The sequence below is a fragment of the Streptomyces sp. NPDC055243 genome, assembly GCF_044544025.1.
GTDB lineage: Bacteria > Actinomycetota > Actinomycetes > Streptomycetales > Streptomycetaceae > Streptomyces.
The window spans coordinates 92,321-111,460 of the sequence record NZ_JBITWR010000013.1; the positions used below are offsets into that span (position 1 = coordinate 92,321).

A 19,140-nucleotide genomic window follows, 5' to 3' on the forward strand; every position below is an offset into this window, starting at 1 on the left:
TTCCGGGCGCGCCGCTTGTCAAGAATGAATGTTCGTTTTAGTTTTGGCGGTATGGCCCGCGTATCCCAGGAGCACCTCGACGCACGCCGCCGCCAGATCATCGACGGCGCCGCCCTCTGCTTCGCCCGCAATGGCTTCCACGCCACCTCGATGCAGGACGTGCTCAAGGAGGTCGGCCTCTCGGCCGGAGCGGTCTACCGCTACTTCGGGGGCAAGGAAGAGCTGATCGGGGCGATCGTCGGCGAGGTCCTGGAGTGGATCCAGGCGACCTTCGAGGCCGCGGCCAAGGAGACCCCGCCGCCCCCGCCGGACGTGCTCGTCGGCCGTGCGCTGAGCCAGGTGCTCAGCCGGAGGACGGGGGTCGAGGAGGGGGAGGCCTCGTACTTCCCGCGGCTGATCGTCCAGGTCTGGGCGGAGACCCTGCGCAACAAGGAACTCGCCGCCCTGATGAACCAGGGGTACACCAGGGTGCGGGTGGCCTGGGTGAAGATCGTCGAGGGGTATCAGGCCGCGGGCATGATGCGCGACGACATCCCGGCCGACCACGTCGCGCGGGTCATGGTCGCCACCGCCCAGGGCTTCGCCGCGCAACTGGCGCTCTTCGACGATGTTCCGCTCGACGCGCTGGAGGACGGCTTGCGCGGCCTGATGAGTATGGGGCAGCCCAGCTGACGGTCATGGAGCGGTCAAGCGCTGGTTAACCTCGTTGAAACTCCTCCCAACTAGCCTGCGATGCCACGCCACCAGGGGATTTCGTAACCGGGGTGCGCAAGATCGAGCGCACTGCCTGTGTGTTACATCTATATCCGTCGCGGTGGCCGCGGCAGCCGGACCCCGCACGGTCCGGAGCGAGGACTGTGAGGTGGGACGCGTGCAACTGACCCCGCACGAGCAGGAGAGACTGCTCATCCATGTGGCCGCGGACGTGGCCGAGAAGCGAAGGGCGCGGGGGCTGCTGCTCAACCACCCCGAGGCGATCGCCCTCATCACGTCCCACATCCTCGAAGGCGCGCGCGACGGCCGCACCGTCGCCGAACTCATGTCCTCGGGACGCAAGGTGCTCACCCGGGACGACGTCATGGGCGGCATCCCGGAGATGATCCACGACGTCCAGGTCGAGGCCACCTTCCCGGACGGCACCAAGCTCGTCACCGTCCACGACCCGATCGTCTGACGGGGGCCGGCCGCATGAGTCCCGCCCAGCCCCTCGTACCCGGCGAGATCCTCTTCGCCGACGAGCCCGTCGCCTACAACGTGGGCCGCGAGGTCACCGCCCTCACCGTCCTCAACGCCGCCGACCGCCCCGTCCAGGTCGGCTCCCACTACCACTTCGCCGAGGCCAACCCCGGCCTCGACTTCGACCGCGCCGCCGCGCACGGCAAGCGGCTCAACATCGCCGCGGGCACCGCCGTGCGCTTCGAGCCCGGAATCCCCGTCGACGTCGAACTCGTCCCCCTGGCCGGCCTGCGCATCGTGCCCGGACTGCGCGGCGAGACCGGAGGTCCCCTCGATGCCTGAGCTGTCCCGCGCCGCGTACGCCGACCTGTTCGGCCCCACCACGGGCGACCGGATCCGCCTCGCCGACACCGACCTGCTCGTCGAGATCGAGGAGGACCGCTCCGGCGGCCCCGGACTCTCCGGCGACGAGTCGGTGTTCGGCGGCGGCAAGGTCATCCGCGAGTCGATGGGCCAGTCGCGCGCGACGCGCGCCGAAGGGGCCCCCGACACCGTCATCACCGGCGCCGTCATCATCGATCACTGGGGCGTCGTCAAGGCCGACGTCGGCATACGCGACGGCCGCATCACCGGCATCGGCAAGTCCGGCAACCCGGACACGATGGACGGCGTACACCCCGATCTCGTCATCGGCCCGGAGACCGAAGTCATCGCGGGCAACGGGAAGATCCTCACCGCCGGCGCCATCGACACCCACATCCACTTCATCTCGCCGACCATCGTCGACGAGGCGCTCGCCTCCGGCGTCACCACCCTCATCGGCGGCGGCACCGGACCGGCCGAGGGCAGCAAGGCCACCACGATCACCCCCGGCGCGTGGCACCTGGCCCGGATGTTCGCGGCGATGGAGTCCAGCCCCGTCAACATCGGCTTCCTCGGCAAGGGCAACACGGTCTCCAGCGAGTCCATGCACGCCCAACTGCGCACCGGAGCCGTCAGCTTCAAGATCCACGAGGACTGGGGCGCGACCCCGGCCACCATCGACGCGTGCCTGAACGTCTGTGAGGACACCGGGGCCCAGCTCGCCGTCCACACCGACACCCTCAACGAAGCGGGCTTCGTCGGCGACACGTTCAAGGCCGTCGCGGGCCGCACCCTGCACGCCTTCCACGTCGAGGGCGCGGGCGGCGGGCACGCCCCGGACATGATCACGGCGGTCTCCCTGCCGAACATGCTGCCCAGCTCCACCAACCCGACCCGGCCGCACACCGTCAACACCATCGAGGAACACCTCGACATGCTGATGGTCTGTCACCACCTCAACCCGGCGGTCCCCGAGGACCTCGCCTTCGCCGAGTCGCGGATCCGGCCCACCACCATCGGGGCCGAGGACATCCTGCACGACCTCGGCGCCATCTCGATCATGTCCTCGGACTCGCAGGCCATGGGCCGCATCGGCGAGGTCGTCATGCGCACCTGGCAGACCGCGCACGTGATGAAGCGGCGGCGCGGCTTCCTGCCGGGGGACACCCGGGCGGACAACCGTCGTGCACGTCGCTACGTCGCCAAGTACACGATCAACGCGGCGGTCGCGCAGGGCGTCGACCACGAGATCGGCTCGGTCGAGAGCGGCAAGCTCGCCGACCTGGTGCTGTGGGCCCCGGCGTTCTTCGGCGTCAAGCCGCAGCTGGTCATCAAGGGCGGGCAGATCGCCTACGCGCAGATGGGCGACGCCAACGCGTCCATTCCCACGCCGCAGCCGGTGCTCCCGCGCCCCATGTTCGGCGCGCACGGCAGGGCGCCCGGGCTGAACTCCTTCAACTTCGTGACCCAGTCGGCGCTGGACGACGGCCTGCCCGAACGCCTCGGCCTGGCCAAGGAGTTCAGGGCGATCCGCTCGACGCGCGGACGCACGAAGGCGGACATGCGCGAGAACGACGCCCTGCCGAGGGTGGAGGTCGCTCCCGACAGCTTCGCCGTCACCATCGACGGGGAGCTCGTCGAGCCGTCGCCCGCAGCCGAACTGCCGCTCGCGCAGCGGTACTTCCTGTTCTGACGGGCGCTGATATGTCCAGAGCCGCACTGCTCGTCCTGGCCGACGGCCGGTTCCCCGCCGGAGGGCACGCGCACTCCGGCGGGGCCGAAGAGGCCGTCAAGGCGGGGCGCGTCACCGGCGCGGCCACCCTGGAGGAATTCTGCCGGGGACGGCTGCACACGACGGGGCTGGTCTCCGCCGCGCTGGCGGCGGCCGCCGCGCTGGGGATCGATCCACTGGAGCTGGACGAGGCCGCCGACGCGCGGACGCCCTCGGCCGCGCTGCGGGTCGCCGGGCGGCGGCTGGGGCGGCAGATGATGCGGGCCGCGCGCGCCGCGTGGCCCGATCCCTCGCTGGACCGGCTGGCCGCCGCGAAGCCCAAGGGAGCGCACCAGCCCGTCGTGCTCGGCCTCGCCGCCCGGTCGGCGGGGCTGGGGGCCCAGGACGCCGCGTACTGCTCCGCGTACGAGTGTGTGAGCGGGCCCGCGACGGCGACCGTGCGGTTGCTGAGCCTGGACCCCTTCGACGCCACGGGCGTCCTGGCCCGGCTGGCACCCGAGCTCGACCTCGTCGCCCGGGCGGCGGCGGAGGCGGGCCGGGAGGCCCTGGCGGACGGAGTCGACGCGTTGCCCGCGGCATCCGCGCCGCTCCTGGAGGTCGGGGCGGAGGCGCATGCGGCCTGGCCCGCGCGGCTGTTCGCTTCCTAGCTCCTGGCCAGGCCTCCCTCCGGCGCACGAGGCACCCCACCAGCCCGTCGCGCAAGGCGCAATGAACTGCTGAACCACAGAGGAGTCGCACATGCATCTCGATCACTCCCACGACGAGTCCACCGCCGTGAGCGCCGACGCGCACCGCCCCGACGGGCGCCGCCGCGCCCTGCGGATCGGGCTCGGCGGACCCGTCGGATCCGGCAAGACCGCCACCGTCGCCGCGCTCTGCAAGGAGCTGCGCGACGAGCGCTCCCTCGCCGTCGTCACGAACGACATCTACACCCGCGAGGACGCGGAGTTCCTGCTGCGCGAGGCCGTGCTGCCGCCCGAGCGGATCACCGCAGTGGAGACCGGCGCCTGCCCGCACACCGCGATCCGCGACGACATCTCCGCCAACCTGGAGGCCGTGGAGGACCTGGAGGACGAGGTCGGGCCGCTGGACCTGATCCTCGTGGAGTCCGGCGGGGACAACCTCACCGCCACCTTCTCCAAGGGGCTCGTCGACGCGCAGATCTTCGTCATCGACGTCGCGGGCGGCGACGACATCCCGCGCAAGGGCGGCCCCGGCGTCACCACCGCCGACCTGCTCGTCGTCAACAAGACCGACCTCGCCCCGCACGTCGGCTCCGACCTCGCCCGGATGGCCGCGGACGCCAAGGCCCAGCGCGCCGAACTGCCGGTGATCTTCCAGTCGTTGCGGTCGGACGAGGGCATCGGGCCCGTCGCGGCCTGGGTGCGTGCCCAGTACGCCGCCTGGACCGCGTCCGCATGACCGTGCACGCCGTCGCGGCATCCGGGGTACGCGGCATCGCCCGCATCACCGCCCGGGGCAACGGGCGGGGCGGCACCGTCCTGCCCGTGCTCGACGGAGAGGGGCCGCTCGCCCCGCGCCGCACCCGGTCGGCCGGCGTGGGCGCCCAGGTCACCCTCGTCGGGGCGATGAGCGGCCCCCTCGGGGGCGACCACCTCACTGTCGAGGCCGCCGCCGAGGAAGGGGCCCGGCTGCACATCGGCTCGGCCGCCGCCACGCTCGCCCTGCCGGGGCAGTCGAAGGAGGCGGCGCGGTACGACGTGCGGCTCACGGTCGGTGACGGCGCGGAACTGTGCTGGCTGCCGGAGCAGTTGATCTCCGTACGCGACAGCGACCTGCGGGTCACCACGCGGGCCGAGCTCGCCGCGAGCGCGAGCCTCGTGCTGCGGGAGGAGCAGGTGCTCGGCCGGACCGGCGAAGAGCCGGGGCGCCTCACCAGCCGCCTGACCGTGCGCAGGGCGGGCCGCCTGCTCCTCGACCAGGAACTGTCGTGCGGCCCCGGAGCACCCGGCGGCTGGGACGGCCCGGCGGTCCTGGCGGGCCACCGGGCGATCGGCCAACTCGTGATCGTACGCCCGGAATTCGAGCACCACAGGCCCGAGCCCACCCTCCTCGCCGAAGCGACCGCACTCACGCCCCTCGCCGGTCCGGCCGTGCTCGTCACGGCACTCGCCCCCGACGCGCTACGGGTCCGCCGCGTCCTCGACGAGGCGCTGCGCACACTCACGTGAACAGGGGCATATCCGCTGAGCGGAGTTCCCTGCACCGTCTATCGGATTGGCAAGTCCGGGGAAGGCCTGAGCGAGGCCAACTGGTTTGCTGACCTGCTCAAATGGGTCGCCGCTGTTCGCGGATGCCTGGGGGCGTCCGTCGGTGTTGTCACGCAGCTAGACACTCATCCCCGCCTCCTGATTGTCGCTCGTCGTCGATGGTCGGAGCGGTAAGAAATACCCCATTTTGCCTGAGGTCCAGCCCTGGGGGAACATGCAGAGCCGGGGCCCTGCGGACCTGGGGGTTCGCGACTGGCGGCTGTAGCGCCACTGTCACTGTCGGTCGTCGTCGAGTGGCCTCGGGGGCGTCGGACGGCCCAGGATGCAGACGTCGAGCCCGAACAAGTCCTCTATCGACTGGCTCACGCACTCCAGGTCAGCTGGCGGTACGGAGAGGGCATCTGCCGCGTTGATCTGCATGTACGCACGGTGAGGTTGAGAAGCCAGAAAGCGGTGGACCTAAGCAGGTCAATAGGTGAAAATGCGTTGCATGTTGAGACTTTCCATGTGGCGGGCAGCTGTTGATGCTCAGCAGGCTGCCAAGTTTTGGGATGTCGTTCGAGCGGTGCCAGAACAGTACATCCGAGTGCTCTCCTCGTCCCGTCAGGCGATGGCCACCGCCTTTGCGTTGGGTGCGCCGGACGAAGGGGCAAGGTTCCCGGACCGGTTCGGTCAAGCAAGTAACTTGATCCGGGCAGAGATCCTCGCCGAAGGCGGTGTTACATATATCTTGGCGCTCCGCAACCGCCGGGATCCGTCGAGGACATGGACCCTCTTCAGCGACGAAGTCGAGCAGCCCCCTGAAATGAAGTCGGGTCCGGGTCACCTCTTCCTTTACGTAATCACGAATACGCGAGGGGAGCTTGACGTATCGGACTTCCAGAGGGCGTGCGCTGACACGCTAGGAACCGAGCTGAGAAAGCATGAGTTCTCAGCCAAAAAGTTCGGGGAACTAAAACAGGAGGGCCGACGGGAGAGCATCAACCTTACTCCGGAAAAGGTAACCGCTGCGAGACTTCTCTGCGACAAGGGGGCTCGCGTTCTCGCAACGGCGATTAAGTCATCCCTGGGCGGCTTGATTCTATCTGACGTCGAGAAGCAGCTAAAAAGGGAGCGGGTTGATAACGTTGAGGCTGTGTTGAGTAACCTTCAGGAACACGGGTTGATCAGCTCGGAGTATGTCATTGTGTGCGCAAAAAGCCATCAGCAAGTGGCTAGGGTGGCTGATGTGGCGATAATCCAGGAAATGTCTCAGCGCGGCGTTCGTTGTGGATGCGGTCGAAGGCTGGCGGAGGAGCGACCTGAAGAGGCAGTAGCCATTACTGACCTAGGGCGAGAGCTGCTAGACAAGAGCACGTGGATGTCGGTCATCCTCGTTGAGGAGTTGCGTGACCTGGGAGTCTCAGATGACCGAATCATGATCGAATACTCATCCGGCGGCGACGAGATGGATTGCATCGCCGACATTAACGGTGAAGTAATATTGTTCGAGCTCAAAGACAAGGAGTTCAGTCTTCGCGAAGCGTATTCCTTCGGGGCTAAAATCGGGCTGGTCCGGCCGAAGTATCCTGTCATCGTGACGACAGAGAAGGTAGGAGGTGACGCCAAGGAACACTTTCAGAAAGCACAGCTGGCCGGGAAGCGTAATTTGCCCCGAGATCCCGATGATGCAATGCCGATCAGGTTCATTGAAGGTATTGCCGACCTTCGAGGGCAACTTGATGAACTGGCATCCTCTGTGCATCGAGGCGATGCGCACCGAGCGTTGCGTGAAGTAATGCCCTTCGCTTCTATCTCACCCAGGTACTTGCTGGATGGAATCGCTGCTAGCACGCCTGATGATTAGGTTGGTGGAGTCTTAATGGCTGAGTCAAGAGGCTCCGCTGGCCGGCGGTGTTGTCAGGCGTCCTGGTCGGCGGCCTCTTCGAGTAGGTCCATGGCGTGGTTGTGGAAGCGGCGTGCGGCGTCGCGGCATGGGGCGTTGAAGAAGGCTCGTTGAGCTTCGGCGAGATCGCAGTTCAGCAGTCCCATGGTCACGAATACGGCTTCCACGCCGTGACATCCGTTGTCCTTGAGGAACTGCTGGAGTGTGTCCGTGTCGCCGGTGGCATCCCAGAGGGGCCGGGCGGTTTCCTGCATGGCGGCGATGCGCGCTGATCGTTCTGCGTCGAAGGCCACTGGGCCCACCTTCCTGGTTTGGCCCGCAGGCTATCGCCAGGTAGGGGGAGTGCGCTGGCTCCTTCTAAGCGGCCTGGGCGACGGGCGGATGGAGGGTGAAGAGTCTGCCGTCACGCAAGAGCGCCCATAGGACATCGACACGTCGGCGGGCGAGGGCGATGACGGCCTGGACGTGCTTGCAGCCTTCGGTTCGCTTCTTCAAGTAGTAGTCGCGGTTGGGGCCTTCGCGGATGATGCTGGTCTGGGCGGACAGGTAGAAGACGCGGCGGAGGCGTCGGCTGTAGCGCTTGGGGCGGTGGAGGTTGCCGGTGCGGCGTCCGGAGTCGCGTGGAACGGGCACGAGGCCGGCGGCGGAGGCGAGGTGGCCTGCGTCGGCGTAGGTGCTCAGGTCTCCGGCTGCGACGAGGAACTCGGCTCCCAGGATGGGACCCATGCCCGGCAGGGACTCGATGATGTGGGCTCGGGGGTGGCTGTGGAAGGTCTGCCGGATCTGCTGATCGATGTGCTTGAGCCGGTCGTCCAAGGCGAGGATCTGTGTGGCGATGTCCGCGACGATGCTGGCCGCGACGTCTTGGCCGGGCAGCGTGGCGTGCTGAGCCCTGGCGGCCTGCAGGGCGGTGGCGGCGATCGCGTCGGGGTTGCGGACGTTGCGTCCCTTGAGCCAGGCAGTGAGGCGGGCTTGGCCGCGGCGCCGTATGGCTGCCGGGGCCTGGTGCCGGGTGAGCAGGATGAGCGCACCTTTGTGATCTGCGTAGTCGAAGGCCCGTTCCAGCGCGGGGAAGATCCCGGTGAGCACGTCGCGGAGCCGGTTGAGCATGCGGACCCGGTCGGAGATCAGGTCGGTGCGGTGAGCTGTCAACAGAGCCAGATCAGCTGCCAGCTGGGCGGGGACGTCAATGAACGCGAAGTCCCGCCGCAGCCGGGCCGTGTCTGCGATCACGTAGGTGTCCCGGGCGTCGGTCTTGGCTTCACCGCGGTAGGACCCGGACATCCGGTTGACCGTCCGGCCGGGAACGTAGACGGCCTGTTGTCCGTGGGCGGCGAGTAAGGCCAGTAACAGCGCGGACGCCGTACCGGCGATGTCAACGGCCCAGTGCACCTCGTCGGAGAGGGCGAGGAGCTCACCAAGAGCGGTCAGAATCACGCTCTCGTCGTTGGCGACCTTCTTGCTCCACATCGTTGCCCCGGTTTCGTCGACCGCGGCAAGCCAGTGATGGGCTTTACCGGCGTCGATCCCGACCCAGAGGCGGGTCAGCTGCTCGGCCATGTGCGTCTCCTCGGTTCAGGCAGCATGCCGTTCGGCCCGAGGAACACCCGCCGTCAGCTCCGTAAACAGCGATCTTGCGCAGATCTCAATCAGCGGCCAGGCGTCCCGAAGAGCGGGGCGGCCACTCCACCGGAGCCACCGGGGGCAAGCGACTTTAGAGCCACACCCCACTCCGGACCGCCAAACAACTTACGGAGCGGCTTTGGGCGGGAGCTGCTTTGGGGCGAGTGATCATGGCCCCTTAAGCTTCCGGCGAGTCGGGCAGTCTGTGGACCTGGCCGTTAAAGCACGACGTTGGGGCCATGATCTTAGAGGCTCGCCCCAAAGTGGCTGCCTAAAGCCGTGGAGCCGACCGCCCCAGCCACAGCGGGTATCCCCTCTGGCCCGCCGCGCGCATATGGCGCGCCGCCTGCGCGTACCGCCAGGCCGAAGGCATGAGGCGGGAAGCGCGATGGGCGGCGCTCGCCCGCGTCGCGGGCGGGCCTTGATGATGTAGGGAAAGTTTGTCCGAACAGTCTTGGAGGGACAGTCCGGGCGGCCCACTTCCAGTGGATGTGGTGTCGGATGTCAGCCGTCCAGTGCTCCGAGCGCCGTTGTGATCAGCGCTCTTGCTTCTGCTCCGTGGACGGCCAGCCGTGCCAGCTCTTCGAATGCCCGGGTGTACAGGGCCACTTCAGTGGGTTGTGTGAGAGTGACGGCTGCGCTGAGTGAGTCCGTGTGGACCCGGTTGTCATCGAAGATCGTGAAGGTCTCCAGGGGCCACATTGAGCGGGGTGCGTTGAAGGGGATTACGCCGAGGGAGACCGACGGCAGGGCTATGGCGGAGAGTAGTGAGCCGAGTTGGGCGGCCATCGTGTCGGTGGCGCCGATCCGGTAGCGCAGGACGGCTTCCTCTACGAGCACGGCGAATCGGTGATTGCCCTCGTGCACGACGCGGGAGCGCTCCATACGTGCCGCGACGGCCTCGCTGACGTCGTCGGGGGTGCCCCGGAACGCTGCGATGGATGACAGCAGTGCTGTGGCGTAGCCGGGGCCTTGCAGGAATCCGGGCATCACGTTGGAGCAGTAGACCCGGAAGAGTTGGGTGCGTTGGTACAGGGCCGCGCCTGATTCCTGCAGCTGGCGGAGCCCGCTGCGCTGCAGGCGCCGCCACTCCACATACATGGCGTCGACATGGCGGTTGGCCGCGATCAGGTCGGCGGTCTGGCCCTCGGCCTCGCACGCGCGGCACCAGGCGCCGATGTCGGCGTCCGACGGAGGGGTCTTGGCGTGCTCGATTCGCGACGACTTGGACTCGCTCCACTGGCACCGGAGGGCCAGCTCACGCGCGGTGATCCCGGCATCCAGGCGCAACTCGCGCAGGCGCGCGGCGAGCGCCTCGCGCGCTTGTTGTACGCGGGCTGAGGGATGTGTGGGCATGGGCTGGCTGTCCGGTCCTCCCGTGATCAGACGTGGTAGTCGTCGTGTGGGGTGGCACGCTCCCATACGGCCTCGAACGCTGAGACGCACAGCTTCACCGTGGCGGGATCGTCCGTGATCTCGTCTTCGACGACGGCCCCATCACCCGAGAAGTGATGGATGCGCAGGAGTGTGCCGTCGAAGGCCCAGAAGTCGTTGCCGGGCAGGGCGAGGCCTGAGGTCATTCGCCGTGGCAGCCAGCGGACTTGCTCGCCGGCCGTCGTATTCGCGCGGGTGACGTAGTGCTCCCACTTGATGTACTCGGTCACCGGCTCCGACACGATGCGGGCGCGCCGGATCACCACGCCCCGCGCAACTGCATCCGCGATCAACTGATCGTAGGAGTGCCACCAGGACGCGCGATCGTCCCAGTTGATCCGGGCGCCCCGTTGCCACGCTTCGAACCGCTCGTTCGTCGCGTAGCTGTCGCGCATCTCCAAGTGCACGCCGGATCGACGGCAGTTGGCCAGCAGCTCACCGAAGCTCGGGACGCTCAAGGGCATCGCAGGCCTCTCTGATCAACGGCACCATGCGGGCCGGGATGCGGATGATCGCCTCGCTCTGGGGGACCGATCCGTTCGCCGGGCTGGTGGCCTCGCACGCGGCTTGCGTCGGGGTCTCGGGCTTCCAGCCCTGCAGCAGGAGTTCGTCGGCCTCGGGGTCCACCCACACGGTGGGGCAGTGATCGCGATCGGTCTCGGGGTCGATGCCGATGAACTGTACGGCCATGCCAGCCTCCCGCACCCGGATACTTGCTCTGACTTGCATCACCGTCTTGCTGTTCGGAGTAGACGTCAAGGCCCTGAACTCCGCCAATAATTGGTGTGCAAGCTGCTGCAAGCTCATGGATCTCGATCTTGGAGTCTCTCTAGCGTCAGTCCCGAGGCAACCCCCATCGGCGGTGCGCCAGGCGCCGTCAGCAACGCCGGGAGTGCAAATGGACAGCAAGGCTGTACCGGACGTCGGGGCTGTGGCCGTTGACATCGCTACCGGGCGCGTAGGGGTGGTGATGGAGCGGGGCCCATCGCGCGTCTACCTGCGTCCGCCGGGTGGCGGCAAGGAGTGGGAGACCGAGCACGGCAGCGTGCGGAAGGCCAACCCGCACGAGGAACTTCAGGCGAAGGTAGCCATGGTCAATGCGGAAAGCAGGCGGCCCCGGTGAGTACCCCGTCGCTCGCGCCCGTCGACTGGCGCACGTTGAACGGTGACCAGCTGAAGGGCTGGGCATGCGCCCTGTGCGGCGCCCGGTTGTACGCGGACCGGTCAATTGGCAAAGTGACCACCCAATTCATGCACAGCCAACCCGAAGACGTCGAATTGTGGGCATGCGCGCCTGCGTGCAAGGGCGTCGCTTCGTGACCGCCCAACGGTGCGCATGACATCAAGCTCGTGTTCGCCTCAGCTGTCGGTACGCGGTACCGACCAACGGAGCGCCGCTGGAAGAGATTTCGCGGTTGGTGGGTCACTCCAGTCAGGTCGCGACCGTGATCGTGTGTCGGAAGCAGGTCCGTCCGGTGGTCCAGGCCGGGGTAACCGGCAGGGATGACATTTTCCGGCGCCGCCCCCAACGGAGACGTAGGCACTCAGTTCGTCACGTACGCAGGGGGCGAGGCCCGATTCGTCGGAGGATCAGGCCTCTTACCTGGACGAACCGCTCACCGGTTCCAGTAGCCCGGTTATCGGATTGGTAAAGAAACACCCGCCCCGTCTGTCGCACTGAACCCTCCGACCGACAGGATCCTCCTACTGTTCGAAAATCGACAGGTAGATCGACAGGGGGAGGAACCAGTTGAGACGCACCACAGCATTCGGCGCAGCCGGCACGCTGATCACGGGCTCGCTCATAGCGGGCGCGATCATGGCGCCCGTCGCCAATGCGGACGCTCGGAGCAGCGCCGGCGCTGACGCCCGCCAGCGCACCAGCTCGGAGGCGCGCGGGGTCGCGCTCGCCGCGCAGCGCGCCGCCAAGGCCGGCATCGACTGGCAGGCGTGCCCGGCCGACTGGGGTCTGGAGAAGGCCGTCACGTGCGGCTGGGTGACCGTCCCGGTCGATTACGCCAAGCCCAACGGCAAGAAGATCAAACTCGCCGTGGACCACATCGGCAACACCGGGACGAAGAAGGAGCGCCAGGGCGCGCTCGTCTACAACCCCGGCGGCCCCGGCGGTTCCGGGCTCCGCTTCCCCAACCGCGTGGCCACCAAGGCCAAGCTCTGGGAGAAGACGGCCAAGGCCTACGACTTCGTGGGCTTCGACCCGCGCGGTGTCGGCCGCTCGGCGCCCATCTCCTGCGTCGACCCGCAGGAGTTCGTCAAGGCCCCCAAGCTCGACCCGGTGCCGGACTCCGAGGCGGACAAGCGCGCCCAGCGCAAGCTCGCCGCCGAGTACGCGGACGGCTGCGCCGAGCGCAGCGGCGAGATGCTGCCGCACATGACGACGCCGAACACCGCACGTGACCTGGACGTCATCCGGGCCGCGCTCGGCGAGAAGAAGCTGAACTTCCTCGGCGTCTCCTACGGCACCTACCTCGGCGCGGTCTACGGAACGCTGTTCCCGACGCACGTGCGCCGCATGGTCGTCGACTCGGTGGTCAACCCCTCGAAGAAGAAGATCTGGTACGAGGCCAACCTCGACCAGGACGTCGCCTTCGAGATCCGTCTCAAGGACTGGATGACGTGGGTCGCCAAGTACGACGCCACCTTCCACCTCGGCAACACCGCCGAGAAGGTCAGCGCGAACTGGGACAAGCTGCGCGCCGCCGCGAAGAAGGAGCCCCTGGGCGGAGTGGTCGGCCCCGCCGAGCTCATCGCCTACTTCCAGAGCGCTCCGTACTACGACTCCGCCTGGGTGGGGATCGCGACGAACTTCAGCAAGTACGTCGCCGGTGACGCCAAGCCGCTGATCGAGGCAGCCAGCCCCGACCTGTCGGACACCGCGGGCAACATCGCGTCGGAGAACGGCAACGCCGTCTACACGGCCGTCGAGTGCGCGGACGCCAAGTGGCCCACCAGCTGGAAGAAGTGGGACCGCGACAACACCCGCATCCACCGCGACAACCCGTTCATGACGTGGTCCAACGCCTGGATGAACCTGCCCTGCGCGACCTGGAAGAGCAAGCAGCACGAGCCGGTCGAGGTCAAGACCGGCAAGGGCCTGCCGCCCGTCCTCATCGCGCAGTCGACCCGCGACGCGGCCACCCCGTACGAGGGTGCCGTCGAGCTGCACAAGCGGTTCAAGGGCTCGCGTCTGATCACGGAGAAGGACGCCGGCTCGCACGGCATCACGAACCTGGTCAACCCGTGCCTGAACGACCGTGTCGACACCTACCTGCTGACCGGCAAGGTGGACGGCAAGGACGTGACGTGCGCACCGCACGCCACGCCCAAGCCGTGACAACCTGCCGCTAGGCATGTCGGCAAGGGGCGACCGGGACCTCCCGGTCGCCCCTTCGCCGTGCCGTCTCCCTCGCTATGCCGCTTCCTGCGCGATCGCGGCCGTACGCGGCTCGGCGATCGCCTCGTAGTCCGCGGTCCGCAGCGCCAGCGAACGGTCAAGACGCGCCGCGTTGAAGAACAGCTCGTCGTGGGCGAGCAGCGCCGGGTCCACGACCAGTTCCAGCTCGGGATCGAAGGAGAACGGCAGGATGGTGCCGCTCACACTGCCCGCGAGCCGCTCGGCCGCCTCCTGCGTGGCGAAGCCCGCGTACGTACCGCCCAGGAGCTGCTTGACGGCGTTCAGGTCGACGCGGCGGTCGCCGGGCACCACCGCGAGCACGTACCGCTTCGTCTTCTTGCCGATCTTCACCATCACCACGATGCACTTGGCGGCCTGCTGGAGGGTGTTGCCCCGCAGCGCGCTCACCGCCTCCGTGGCGCCCTCTTCTTCGTGCGCGATGACGCGGTACGCCGCGCCCCGCTCGTCCAGCAGCCCGATCAGCTTGGTGTACAGGCTGTGCTCGCTCATCCGCTTCTTCTCCCCTGGTGCCGGCAAGGCGTCTTGTCCGCGCGGTGCCGCTCGTTGGCAGGACCGTACGTCAGGGCGTCAACTCAGCGGCATCCGGGGGAATCTGCGCCTGCCGGCCGCGGCGGCCCGCTCGGCCTCCTCCGCTTTGGCGACCGCGGCGTACTTGTCGACGTACTCCTGTCCGGAGAGGCCGAGAATGGCGTACATGATCTCGTCCGTGACCGCGCGCAGCACCGCCTTCTCGTTCTCCATGCCCGCGTAGCGCGAGAAGTCCAGCGGTGCGCCGAAGCGGATGGACACCTTCTGGAAGTTCGGCATCTTCTGGCCCGGCGGCTGCGCCTCGAACGTGCCGATCATCGCGCACGGGATCACCGGCACCTGGGCCTTGAGCGCCATCGCGGCGACGCCGACCTTGCCCTTGTACAGGCGCCCGTCGTGCGACCGGGTGCCCTCTGGGTAGATGCCGAGCAGCTCCCCCTTGCGCAGCACGCCCAGGCCCTCGCGGATCGCCGCCTGGCCCGCCTCCTTGCCGGAGCGGTCCACCGGGATCTGCCCGGCGCTGTGGAAGAACGCGGCCGTGAGGCGGCCCCTGATGCCGGGCCCGGTGAAGTACTCGGCCTTCGCCAGGAAGGTGATCCTCCGCTTGATGATGGCGGGCATCAGGAAGTGGTCCGAGAACGAGAGATGGTTCCCCGCCACGATCGCCGCGCCGTTCTCCGGTATGTGCTCGAGCCCCTCGATGCGCGGCCGGAACATGAGCCGCAGCAGCGGCCCCAGGACGACGTACTTGAGCAGGTAGTAGAACACCCGTTGCTCCTTGACGTAGGTGGACCGGCCTGGGTGCTGCGTCGTCGCAGGTCACGGGTCCTCACGCAGCGGTCAGTTTAGGTGCGCCGTCCCGACGGGAGAAGGGAGCGAAGCCGGGCGACCCGGTCCCTTTGGCCGACAGACGCCCATCCGGGCCGTGCGCCGGACTCGTACGGGTGAGCGCCCGGCGTGTCGCCTTGGCGGGCGGCGGGTGCGGAGGTGGCCTGGCCTGACTCCGACGCAGCTCGTCCCCGTCCCAGGAGGTCCCCATGAGGTCTTGTCCCACACCCCGTACGCGCCCCGCCCTGGCCACCGCCGCCGCGCTGCTCTGCCTGGCCGCGGCCGCGCCCGCCCACGCGGCCGAGGGAACGGCCCCCGGCCGGTCGAGCGGCGTCTTCCTCACCGTCACCGGGGACGACAACGCCTGGGTCCGCGGGGTGCTGCTCGACTGCGTGACCCAGCGGCCCGCACACCATCCGCACGCGGCCGAGGCCTGCGCGGCGATCGACACGGCGCGCGGCGACTTCGACGCGCTGCCGGCGAAGCCGGGAATCTGCACCAAGCAGTACGCCCCGGTCGAGGTGAGCGCGACGGGGCTGCACCGCGGCAAGCCGGTCAGCTGGCACAAGACGTTCGGCAACGCCTGCGAGATGGGGAACTCGACGGGCGCCGTCTTCCGCTTCTGACGGTGTTCGACCGTGCCGGACGCCGTGCGGCGCCCCTCAGGGGGTGCTGCGCGAGAGCACCATCGCCACTGTGAGCATCCCGATGACGACCCAGCCGAACCACAGCCAGCCGTTGCTCCCCAGCGCGACCGTGTACGCGGTCACCGCGACCAAGCCTCCGAGGGTGAACACACCCATCGTCTTCGTCGAATCAGGCATCGCCCTGCCTCCTCCCGGCAGCCCCGGCGCCTCGACGCCGAAACCGCGGCCTGAGACCATCCTGACCCGCGAAGACCCTTTGCCGCTAGCGCCCGCGCGCGGCCAGTGAGGCGAGATAGGCGTTGTACTCCTCCAGCTCCTTGTCGCCGTCACGGTCCGCGGCCCGGTCCGTGCGCCGTGCCTGGCGCTGTTCGGAGCGGTACCACTGGAAGAGCAGCGCAAGCAGCACCAGGACGGAGGGCACCTCGCTGAACGCCCACGCGATGCCGCCCGCGGCGGTCTGATCGGCGAGCGCGTCGATGCCCAGGGACGCGGGCGGGTTCTTGTACGTGCCGACCATCGGCTCGGACGCCATCATCAGCGCGATGCCGAAGAACGCGTGGAAGGGCATGCCGGCGAACAGCTCCAGCATCCGCATGATGTAGCCGGGCCGGTGCGGACCCGGGTCGACGCCCATGATCGGCCAGAAGAAGACCAGGCCGACGGCGAGGAAGTGCACCATCATCCCGATGTGGCCCACCTTGGACCCCATCAAGGTGTCGAAGATCGGCGTGAAGTACAGCGCGTACAGGCTCGCGATGAACAGCGGGATGGTGAACGCGGGGTGCGTGATGATCTTCATGTAGCGGCTGTGCAGGATCCACAGCAGCCACTCGCGCGGGCCCTTGTGGCCGCGGGCCGCCACCGGCAGGCCGCGCAGCGCCAGCGTGATCGGGGCGCCCATCAGGATCAGGATCGGCGACAGCATGCTGATGACCATGTGCTGCACCATGTGCACGCTGAACATGACCATGCCGTAGTCGTTCAGCTTGGTGCACATCACCAGCAGGATGGTCAGCACGCCCGCCACGAAGGAGAGGGTGCGGCCGACCGGCCACTTGTCACCGCGTCGTACGAGCCGGACCACGCCCCAGCCGTAGAGGGCCAGAGCCACCAGGCAGCCGATGAGGAAGAAGGGGTCGGCCGAGAGTTCGAGCCCGCGCCCCAGCGTGAACGGCGGCAGATCCATGTTCATGCCGTGCCCGCTGTGATCCATCCACTGGCTCCTGATTCGTGCGGTTGTGCGCTGTGTGTCCGCACCAGACTAGAACGGCCCCCGGACGCCGACGCGTCCGGGGGCCGTTCGAAAAGGGCCTTCTAAAAGAGCCTCTGGAAGAGCGCGGCTCTACAGCACGCACTCCGCCTCGGCGTAGCGCTCGTCGGGCACCGTCTTGAGCGTCTCGACGGCCTCGGCGAGCGGGACCATCGTGATGTCCGTGCCGCGCAGGGCGGTCATCTTGCCGAACTCGCCGCGGTGCACGGCCTCCACGGCGTGCCAGCCGAAGCGGGTGGCGAGCACACGGTCGTACGCGGTGGGGGTGCCGCCGCGCTGGACGTGCCCGAGGATCACCGGGCGCGCCTCCTTGCCCAGGCGCTGCTCCAGCTCGATGGAGAGCTGGCGGGCGATGCCGGCGAACCGCTCGTGGCCGTACATGTCCTTGACGCCCTCGTCGAAGGCCATCGAGCCCTCGCGGGGCTTGGCGCCCTCGGCGGCCACGACGATCGCGAACTTCTTGCCCGCGGAGAATCGTTCGCCGACCTTCCGCGCCAGTTCCTCGATGTCGAAGGGACGTTCCGGCACGACGATCGCGTGCGCGCCCGCGGCCATGCCCGAGTGCAGCGCGATCCAGCCGGTGTGCCGGCCCATGACCTCGACGATCAGTACCCGCTGGTGCGACTCGGCGGTCGTCTTGAGGCGGTCGAGGGCCTCGGTCGCCACGCCGACGGCGGTGTCGAAGCCGAACGTCACGTCGGTGACCGCGATGTCGTTGTCGATGGTCTTGGGCACCCCGACGATCGGCAGACCGGCGTCCGACAGGAGCCGGGCGGCCTTCAGGGTGCCTTCGCCGCCGATCGGGATGACCGCGTCCAGGCCCAGGTCGGCGAGGTGGCCCTTGGCCCGCTCGACGCCGTCGCGCAGATGCGCGGGCTGGACCCGGGACGAGCCGAGAATCGTTCCGCCACGTGCCAGGATGCCGCCCACCGCGTCCAGGTCGAGCTTGCGGTAGTCGCATTCGAGCAGGCCACGCCAGCCGTCGTGGAAGCCGATGACCTCGTCGCCGTGGTCGACGACGGCGCGGTGCACGACCGAACGGATGACGGCGTTCAGACCGGGGCAGTCGCCGCCGGAGGTGAGGACACCAATGCGCATAGCCCGGGAAACCTTTGCAACGTGGGCCGAAGTCCGGACCACGTCGTCCGGCTGGAACCCCGCCACCCTATAGGCGGGAGGGGGCGGGGCCGCACCGGGCGTCCGACTGCTGGACGGTGCCGCTCACCTGTGCGGCGTGGGCATCAGGCGGGCTGCTGCGCGGCGTTCATGCGCTCGGCGCGCAGCGCGTCGTACCAGCGGTCGTCCGTCGGCGGCAGCGCGTTCACGTCGAGGGCCAGCTTCAGGAGCAGGTCCGCGATCAGCGGGTTGCGGGCGAGGACGGGGCCGTGCATGTACGTGCCGAACACCGTGCCGTTGTACGCGCCCTCGGTGCCGTCGCCCGTGCCGTTGCCGCGGCCCAGTGAGACGCGGGCGAACGGGCGGGCGGAGGGGCCGATGTGCGTGATGCCCTGGTGGTTCTCGAAGCCGGTCAGCGGGGGCAGGCCCAGCTGCGGGTCGATGTCGCCCAGGACGTCGCCGACGCACCGGTCGCCCTCGCCGCGGGTGGAGACCACGTCGAGCAGGCCGAGGCCCGGCTCGCGCTGGCCGAGGTCGTTGATGAACTCGTTGCCCAGGATCTGGTAGCCGGCGCACACCGAGAAGACGATGGCGCCGTTGCCCACCGCCCGCTGCAGGCCGCCGTCGCGGCGCAGCCGCTCGGCCGCCAGGCGCTGCGGGCGGTCCTCACCGCCACCGATCAGGTAGATGTCGCCGGAGGTGGGCACCGGCTGGTCGCTGCGCACGTCGTAGCGCTCGACCTGGAGGCCGCGCTGGTGGGCGCGGCGCTCCACGACCAGGGCGTTGCCCTGGTCTCCGTAAGTGCTGAGCAGGTCGGGGTAGACCCACACCAGCCGCAGGCTGTTGTCGCTCATGCTCATTCGTCCCTACGAGG

22 protein-coding genes are annotated in these 19,140 nt (G+C 68.4%); 11 read left to right on the forward strand and 11 right to left on the reverse strand.

The features are described 5' to 3' along the window. The first annotated feature begins 51 nt into the window (after positions 1 to 51). The 8 genes from ACIGXX_RS31935 to ACIGXX_RS31970 all read left to right on the forward strand — a co-directional run bounded on the left by ACIGXX_RS31935 (position 52) and on the right by ACIGXX_RS31970 (position 7,348). Positions 52 to 672, forward strand: coding sequence for a TetR/AcrR family transcriptional regulator (locus ACIGXX_RS31935; protein WP_361466866.1), 621 nt, complete (start codon positions 52 to 54; stop codon positions 670 to 672). A gap of 199 nt (positions 673 to 871) precedes the next feature. After that, positions 872 to 1,174: an urease subunit gamma gene (locus ACIGXX_RS31940; protein ID WP_135330105.1), complete on the forward strand. Its 303-nt coding sequence runs from the start codon at positions 872 to 874 to the stop codon at positions 1,172 to 1,174. 14 nt (positions 1,175 to 1,188) lie between these two features. Next, entirely contained in the window at positions 1,189 to 1,518 is a 330-nt protein-coding gene (locus ACIGXX_RS31945; RefSeq protein WP_351164307.1) for an urease subunit beta, read from the forward strand. Beyond that, positions 1,511 to 3,232 carry an urease subunit alpha gene (locus ACIGXX_RS31950; RefSeq protein WP_399980797.1) on the forward strand — a complete coding sequence of 574 codons (1,722 nt, stop codon included), beginning with the start codon at positions 1,511 to 1,513 and terminating at the stop codon, positions 3,230 to 3,232. The genes ACIGXX_RS31945 and ACIGXX_RS31950 overlap by 8 nt, the downstream gene beginning before the upstream one ends. Positions 3,233 to 3,243: 11 nt before the next feature. Then, on the forward strand, positions 3,244 to 3,918 hold the full coding sequence (locus tag ACIGXX_RS31955; protein WP_399980800.1) for an urease accessory protein UreF: 675 nt from the start codon (positions 3,244 to 3,246) through the stop codon (positions 3,916 to 3,918). A 91-nt stretch (positions 3,919 to 4,009) separates the two neighbouring features. Then, entirely contained in the window at positions 4,010 to 4,693 is a 684-nt protein-coding gene (gene ureG, locus ACIGXX_RS31960) for an urease accessory protein UreG (protein WP_351164311.1), read from the forward strand. Beyond that, positions 4,690 to 5,463, forward strand: coding sequence for an urease accessory protein UreD (locus ACIGXX_RS31965; protein WP_366463871.1), 774 nt, complete (start codon positions 4,690 to 4,692; stop codon positions 5,461 to 5,463). The genes ureG and ACIGXX_RS31965 overlap by 4 nt, the downstream gene beginning before the upstream one ends. 529 nt (positions 5,464 to 5,992) lie before the next feature. Then, positions 5,993 to 7,348 (forward strand): hypothetical protein, encoded by a 1,356-nt coding sequence (locus ACIGXX_RS31970; RefSeq protein ID WP_399980805.1) that lies wholly within the window; start codon positions 5,993 to 5,995, stop codon positions 7,346 to 7,348. A 53-nt stretch (positions 7,349 to 7,401) separates the two neighbouring features. Here the strand turns inward: ACIGXX_RS31970 and ACIGXX_RS31975 are convergent, their stop codons facing one another. The 5 genes from ACIGXX_RS31975 to ACIGXX_RS31995 all read right to left on the reverse strand — a co-directional run bounded on the left by ACIGXX_RS31975 (position 7,402) and on the right by ACIGXX_RS31995 (position 11,134). Continuing rightward, positions 7,402 to 7,680 carry a hypothetical protein gene (locus ACIGXX_RS31975; RefSeq protein ID WP_399980808.1) on the reverse strand — a complete coding sequence of 93 codons (279 nt, stop codon included), beginning with the start codon at positions 7,678 to 7,680 and terminating at the stop codon, positions 7,402 to 7,404. Between the two features lie 64 nt (positions 7,681 to 7,744). Continuing rightward, complete coding sequence (locus ACIGXX_RS31980; RefSeq protein WP_399980811.1) at positions 7,745 to 8,947, reverse strand: IS110 family transposase; 1,203 nt, start codon at positions 8,945 to 8,947, stop codon at positions 7,745 to 7,747. 567 nt (positions 8,948 to 9,514) lie between these two features. Further along, positions 9,515 to 10,366 (reverse strand): helix-turn-helix domain-containing protein, encoded by an 852-nt coding sequence (locus ACIGXX_RS31985; protein WP_399980814.1) that lies wholly within the window; start codon positions 10,364 to 10,366, stop codon positions 9,515 to 9,517. A 26-nt stretch (positions 10,367 to 10,392) separates the two neighbouring features. Then, positions 10,393 to 10,908, reverse strand: a complete 516-nt coding sequence (locus ACIGXX_RS31990) for a DUF6879 family protein (RefSeq protein ID WP_399980817.1) — start codon at positions 10,906 to 10,908, stop codon at positions 10,393 to 10,395. Then, positions 10,880 to 11,134, reverse strand: a complete 255-nt coding sequence (locus ACIGXX_RS31995) for a hypothetical protein (RefSeq protein ID WP_399980820.1) — start codon at positions 11,132 to 11,134, stop codon at positions 10,880 to 10,882. Before ACIGXX_RS31995 ends, ACIGXX_RS31990 begins: the two co-directional genes overlap by 29 nt. Positions 11,135 to 11,342: 208 nt before the next feature. On the opposite strand from ACIGXX_RS31995, the gene ACIGXX_RS32000 reads away from it, so the two are divergent. Both ACIGXX_RS32000 and ACIGXX_RS32005 read left to right on the forward strand, forming a co-directional pair. After that, complete coding sequence (locus tag ACIGXX_RS32000) at positions 11,343 to 11,567, forward strand: hypothetical protein (RefSeq protein WP_399980823.1); 225 nt, start codon at positions 11,343 to 11,345, stop codon at positions 11,565 to 11,567. A 627-nt stretch (positions 11,568 to 12,194) separates the two neighbouring features. Continuing rightward, a complete protein-coding gene (locus tag ACIGXX_RS32005) occupies positions 12,195 to 13,796 on the forward strand; it encodes an alpha/beta hydrolase (protein ID WP_351164313.1) in 1,602 nt (533 codons plus the stop codon). A 75-nt stretch (positions 13,797 to 13,871) separates the two neighbouring features. Here ACIGXX_RS32005 and ACIGXX_RS32010 read toward each other — a convergent pair whose 3' ends face one another. Together ACIGXX_RS32010 and ACIGXX_RS32015 are read right to left on the reverse strand one after the other, a co-directional pair. Then, positions 13,872 to 14,366, reverse strand: coding sequence for a YbaK/EbsC family protein (locus ACIGXX_RS32010; protein WP_351164315.1), 495 nt, complete (start codon positions 14,364 to 14,366; stop codon positions 13,872 to 13,874). Positions 14,367 to 14,444: 78 nt separating this feature from the next. Beyond that, positions 14,445 to 15,173 (reverse strand): lysophospholipid acyltransferase family protein, encoded by a 729-nt coding sequence (locus tag ACIGXX_RS32015; protein ID WP_351164316.1) that lies wholly within the window; start codon positions 15,171 to 15,173, stop codon positions 14,445 to 14,447. A gap of 269 nt (positions 15,174 to 15,442) precedes the next feature. Between ACIGXX_RS32015 and ACIGXX_RS32020 the strand changes: the two genes are divergently transcribed. Further along, a complete protein-coding gene (locus tag ACIGXX_RS32020) occupies positions 15,443 to 15,859 on the forward strand; it encodes an SSI family serine proteinase inhibitor (RefSeq protein WP_399980829.1) in 417 nt (138 codons plus the stop codon). A gap of 36 nt (positions 15,860 to 15,895) precedes the next feature. Here the strand turns inward: ACIGXX_RS32020 and ACIGXX_RS32025 are convergent, their stop codons facing one another. The 4 genes from ACIGXX_RS32025 to ACIGXX_RS32040 form a co-directional block, all read right to left on the reverse strand. Beyond that, positions 15,896 to 16,057 (reverse strand): hypothetical protein, encoded by a 162-nt coding sequence (locus ACIGXX_RS32025; protein WP_351164318.1) that lies wholly within the window; start codon positions 16,055 to 16,057, stop codon positions 15,896 to 15,898. Positions 16,058 to 16,142: 85 nt separating this feature from the next. Continuing rightward, positions 16,143 to 17,093: a cytochrome c oxidase assembly protein gene (locus ACIGXX_RS32030; protein ID WP_351164319.1), complete on the reverse strand. Its 951-nt coding sequence runs from the start codon at positions 17,091 to 17,093 to the stop codon at positions 16,143 to 16,145. Between the two features lie 129 nt (positions 17,094 to 17,222). After that, positions 17,223 to 18,248: a 6-phosphofructokinase gene (locus tag ACIGXX_RS32035; protein ID WP_351164320.1), complete on the reverse strand. Its 1,026-nt coding sequence runs from the start codon at positions 18,246 to 18,248 to the stop codon at positions 17,223 to 17,225. A gap of 143 nt (positions 18,249 to 18,391) precedes the next feature. Further along, positions 18,392 to 19,120 carry a glutamine amidotransferase gene (locus ACIGXX_RS32040; protein WP_351164321.1) on the reverse strand — a complete coding sequence of 243 codons (729 nt, stop codon included), beginning with the start codon at positions 19,118 to 19,120 and terminating at the stop codon, positions 18,392 to 18,394. Positions 19,121 to 19,140 lie beyond the last annotated feature (20 nt).

Coding starts and splice junctions, on each gene's coding strand:
- ACIGXX_RS31945 (WP_351164307.1), top strand. CDS start 1,189: ATGAGTCCCGCCCAGCCCCTCGTACCCGGCGAGATCCTCTTCGCCGAC.
- ACIGXX_RS32020 (WP_399980829.1), top strand. CDS start 15,443: ATGAGGTCTTGTCCCACACCCCGTACGCGCCCCGCCCTGGCCACCGCC.
- ACIGXX_RS31970 (WP_399980805.1), top strand. CDS start 5,993: ATGTTGAGACTTTCCATGTGGCGGGCAGCTGTTGATGCTCAGCAGGCT.
- ACIGXX_RS32025 (WP_351164318.1), bottom strand. CDS start 16,057: ATGCCTGATTCGACGAAGACGATGGGTGTGTTCACCCTCGGAGGCTTG.
- ACIGXX_RS31980 (WP_399980811.1), bottom strand. CDS start 8,947: ATGGCCGAGCAGCTGACCCGCCTCTGGGTCGGGATCGACGCCGGTAAA.
- ACIGXX_RS31995 (WP_399980820.1), bottom strand. CDS start 11,134: ATGGCCGTACAGTTCATCGGCATCGACCCCGAGACCGATCGCGATCAC.
- ACIGXX_RS32010 (WP_351164315.1), bottom strand. CDS start 14,366: ATGAGCGAGCACAGCCTGTACACCAAGCTGATCGGGCTGCTGGACGAG.
- ACIGXX_RS32035 (WP_351164320.1), bottom strand. CDS start 18,248: ATGCGCATTGGTGTCCTCACCTCCGGCGGCGACTGCCCCGGTCTGAAC.
- ACIGXX_RS31950 (WP_399980797.1), top strand. CDS start 1,511: ATGCCTGAGCTGTCCCGCGCCGCGTACGCCGACCTGTTCGGCCCCACC.
- ACIGXX_RS31990 (WP_399980817.1), bottom strand. CDS start 10,908: ATGCCCTTGAGCGTCCCGAGCTTCGGTGAGCTGCTGGCCAACTGCCGT.
- ACIGXX_RS32000 (WP_399980823.1), top strand. CDS start 11,343: ATGGACAGCAAGGCTGTACCGGACGTCGGGGCTGTGGCCGTTGACATC.
- ACIGXX_RS32030 (WP_351164319.1), bottom strand. CDS start 17,093: ATGGATCACAGCGGGCACGGCATGAACATGGATCTGCCGCCGTTCACG.
- ACIGXX_RS32040 (WP_351164321.1), bottom strand. CDS start 19,120: ATGAGCGACAACAGCCTGCGGCTGGTGTGGGTCTACCCCGACCTGCTC.
- ureG (WP_351164311.1), top strand. CDS start 4,010: ATGCATCTCGATCACTCCCACGACGAGTCCACCGCCGTGAGCGCCGAC.
- ACIGXX_RS31935 (WP_361466866.1), top strand. CDS start 52: ATGGCCCGCGTATCCCAGGAGCACCTCGACGCACGCCGCCGCCAGATC.
- ACIGXX_RS31955 (WP_399980800.1), top strand. CDS start 3,244: ATGTCCAGAGCCGCACTGCTCGTCCTGGCCGACGGCCGGTTCCCCGCC.
- ACIGXX_RS31985 (WP_399980814.1), bottom strand. CDS start 10,366: ATGCCCACACATCCCTCAGCCCGCGTACAACAAGCGCGCGAGGCGCTC.
- ACIGXX_RS31965 (WP_366463871.1), top strand. CDS start 4,690: ATGACCGTGCACGCCGTCGCGGCATCCGGGGTACGCGGCATCGCCCGC.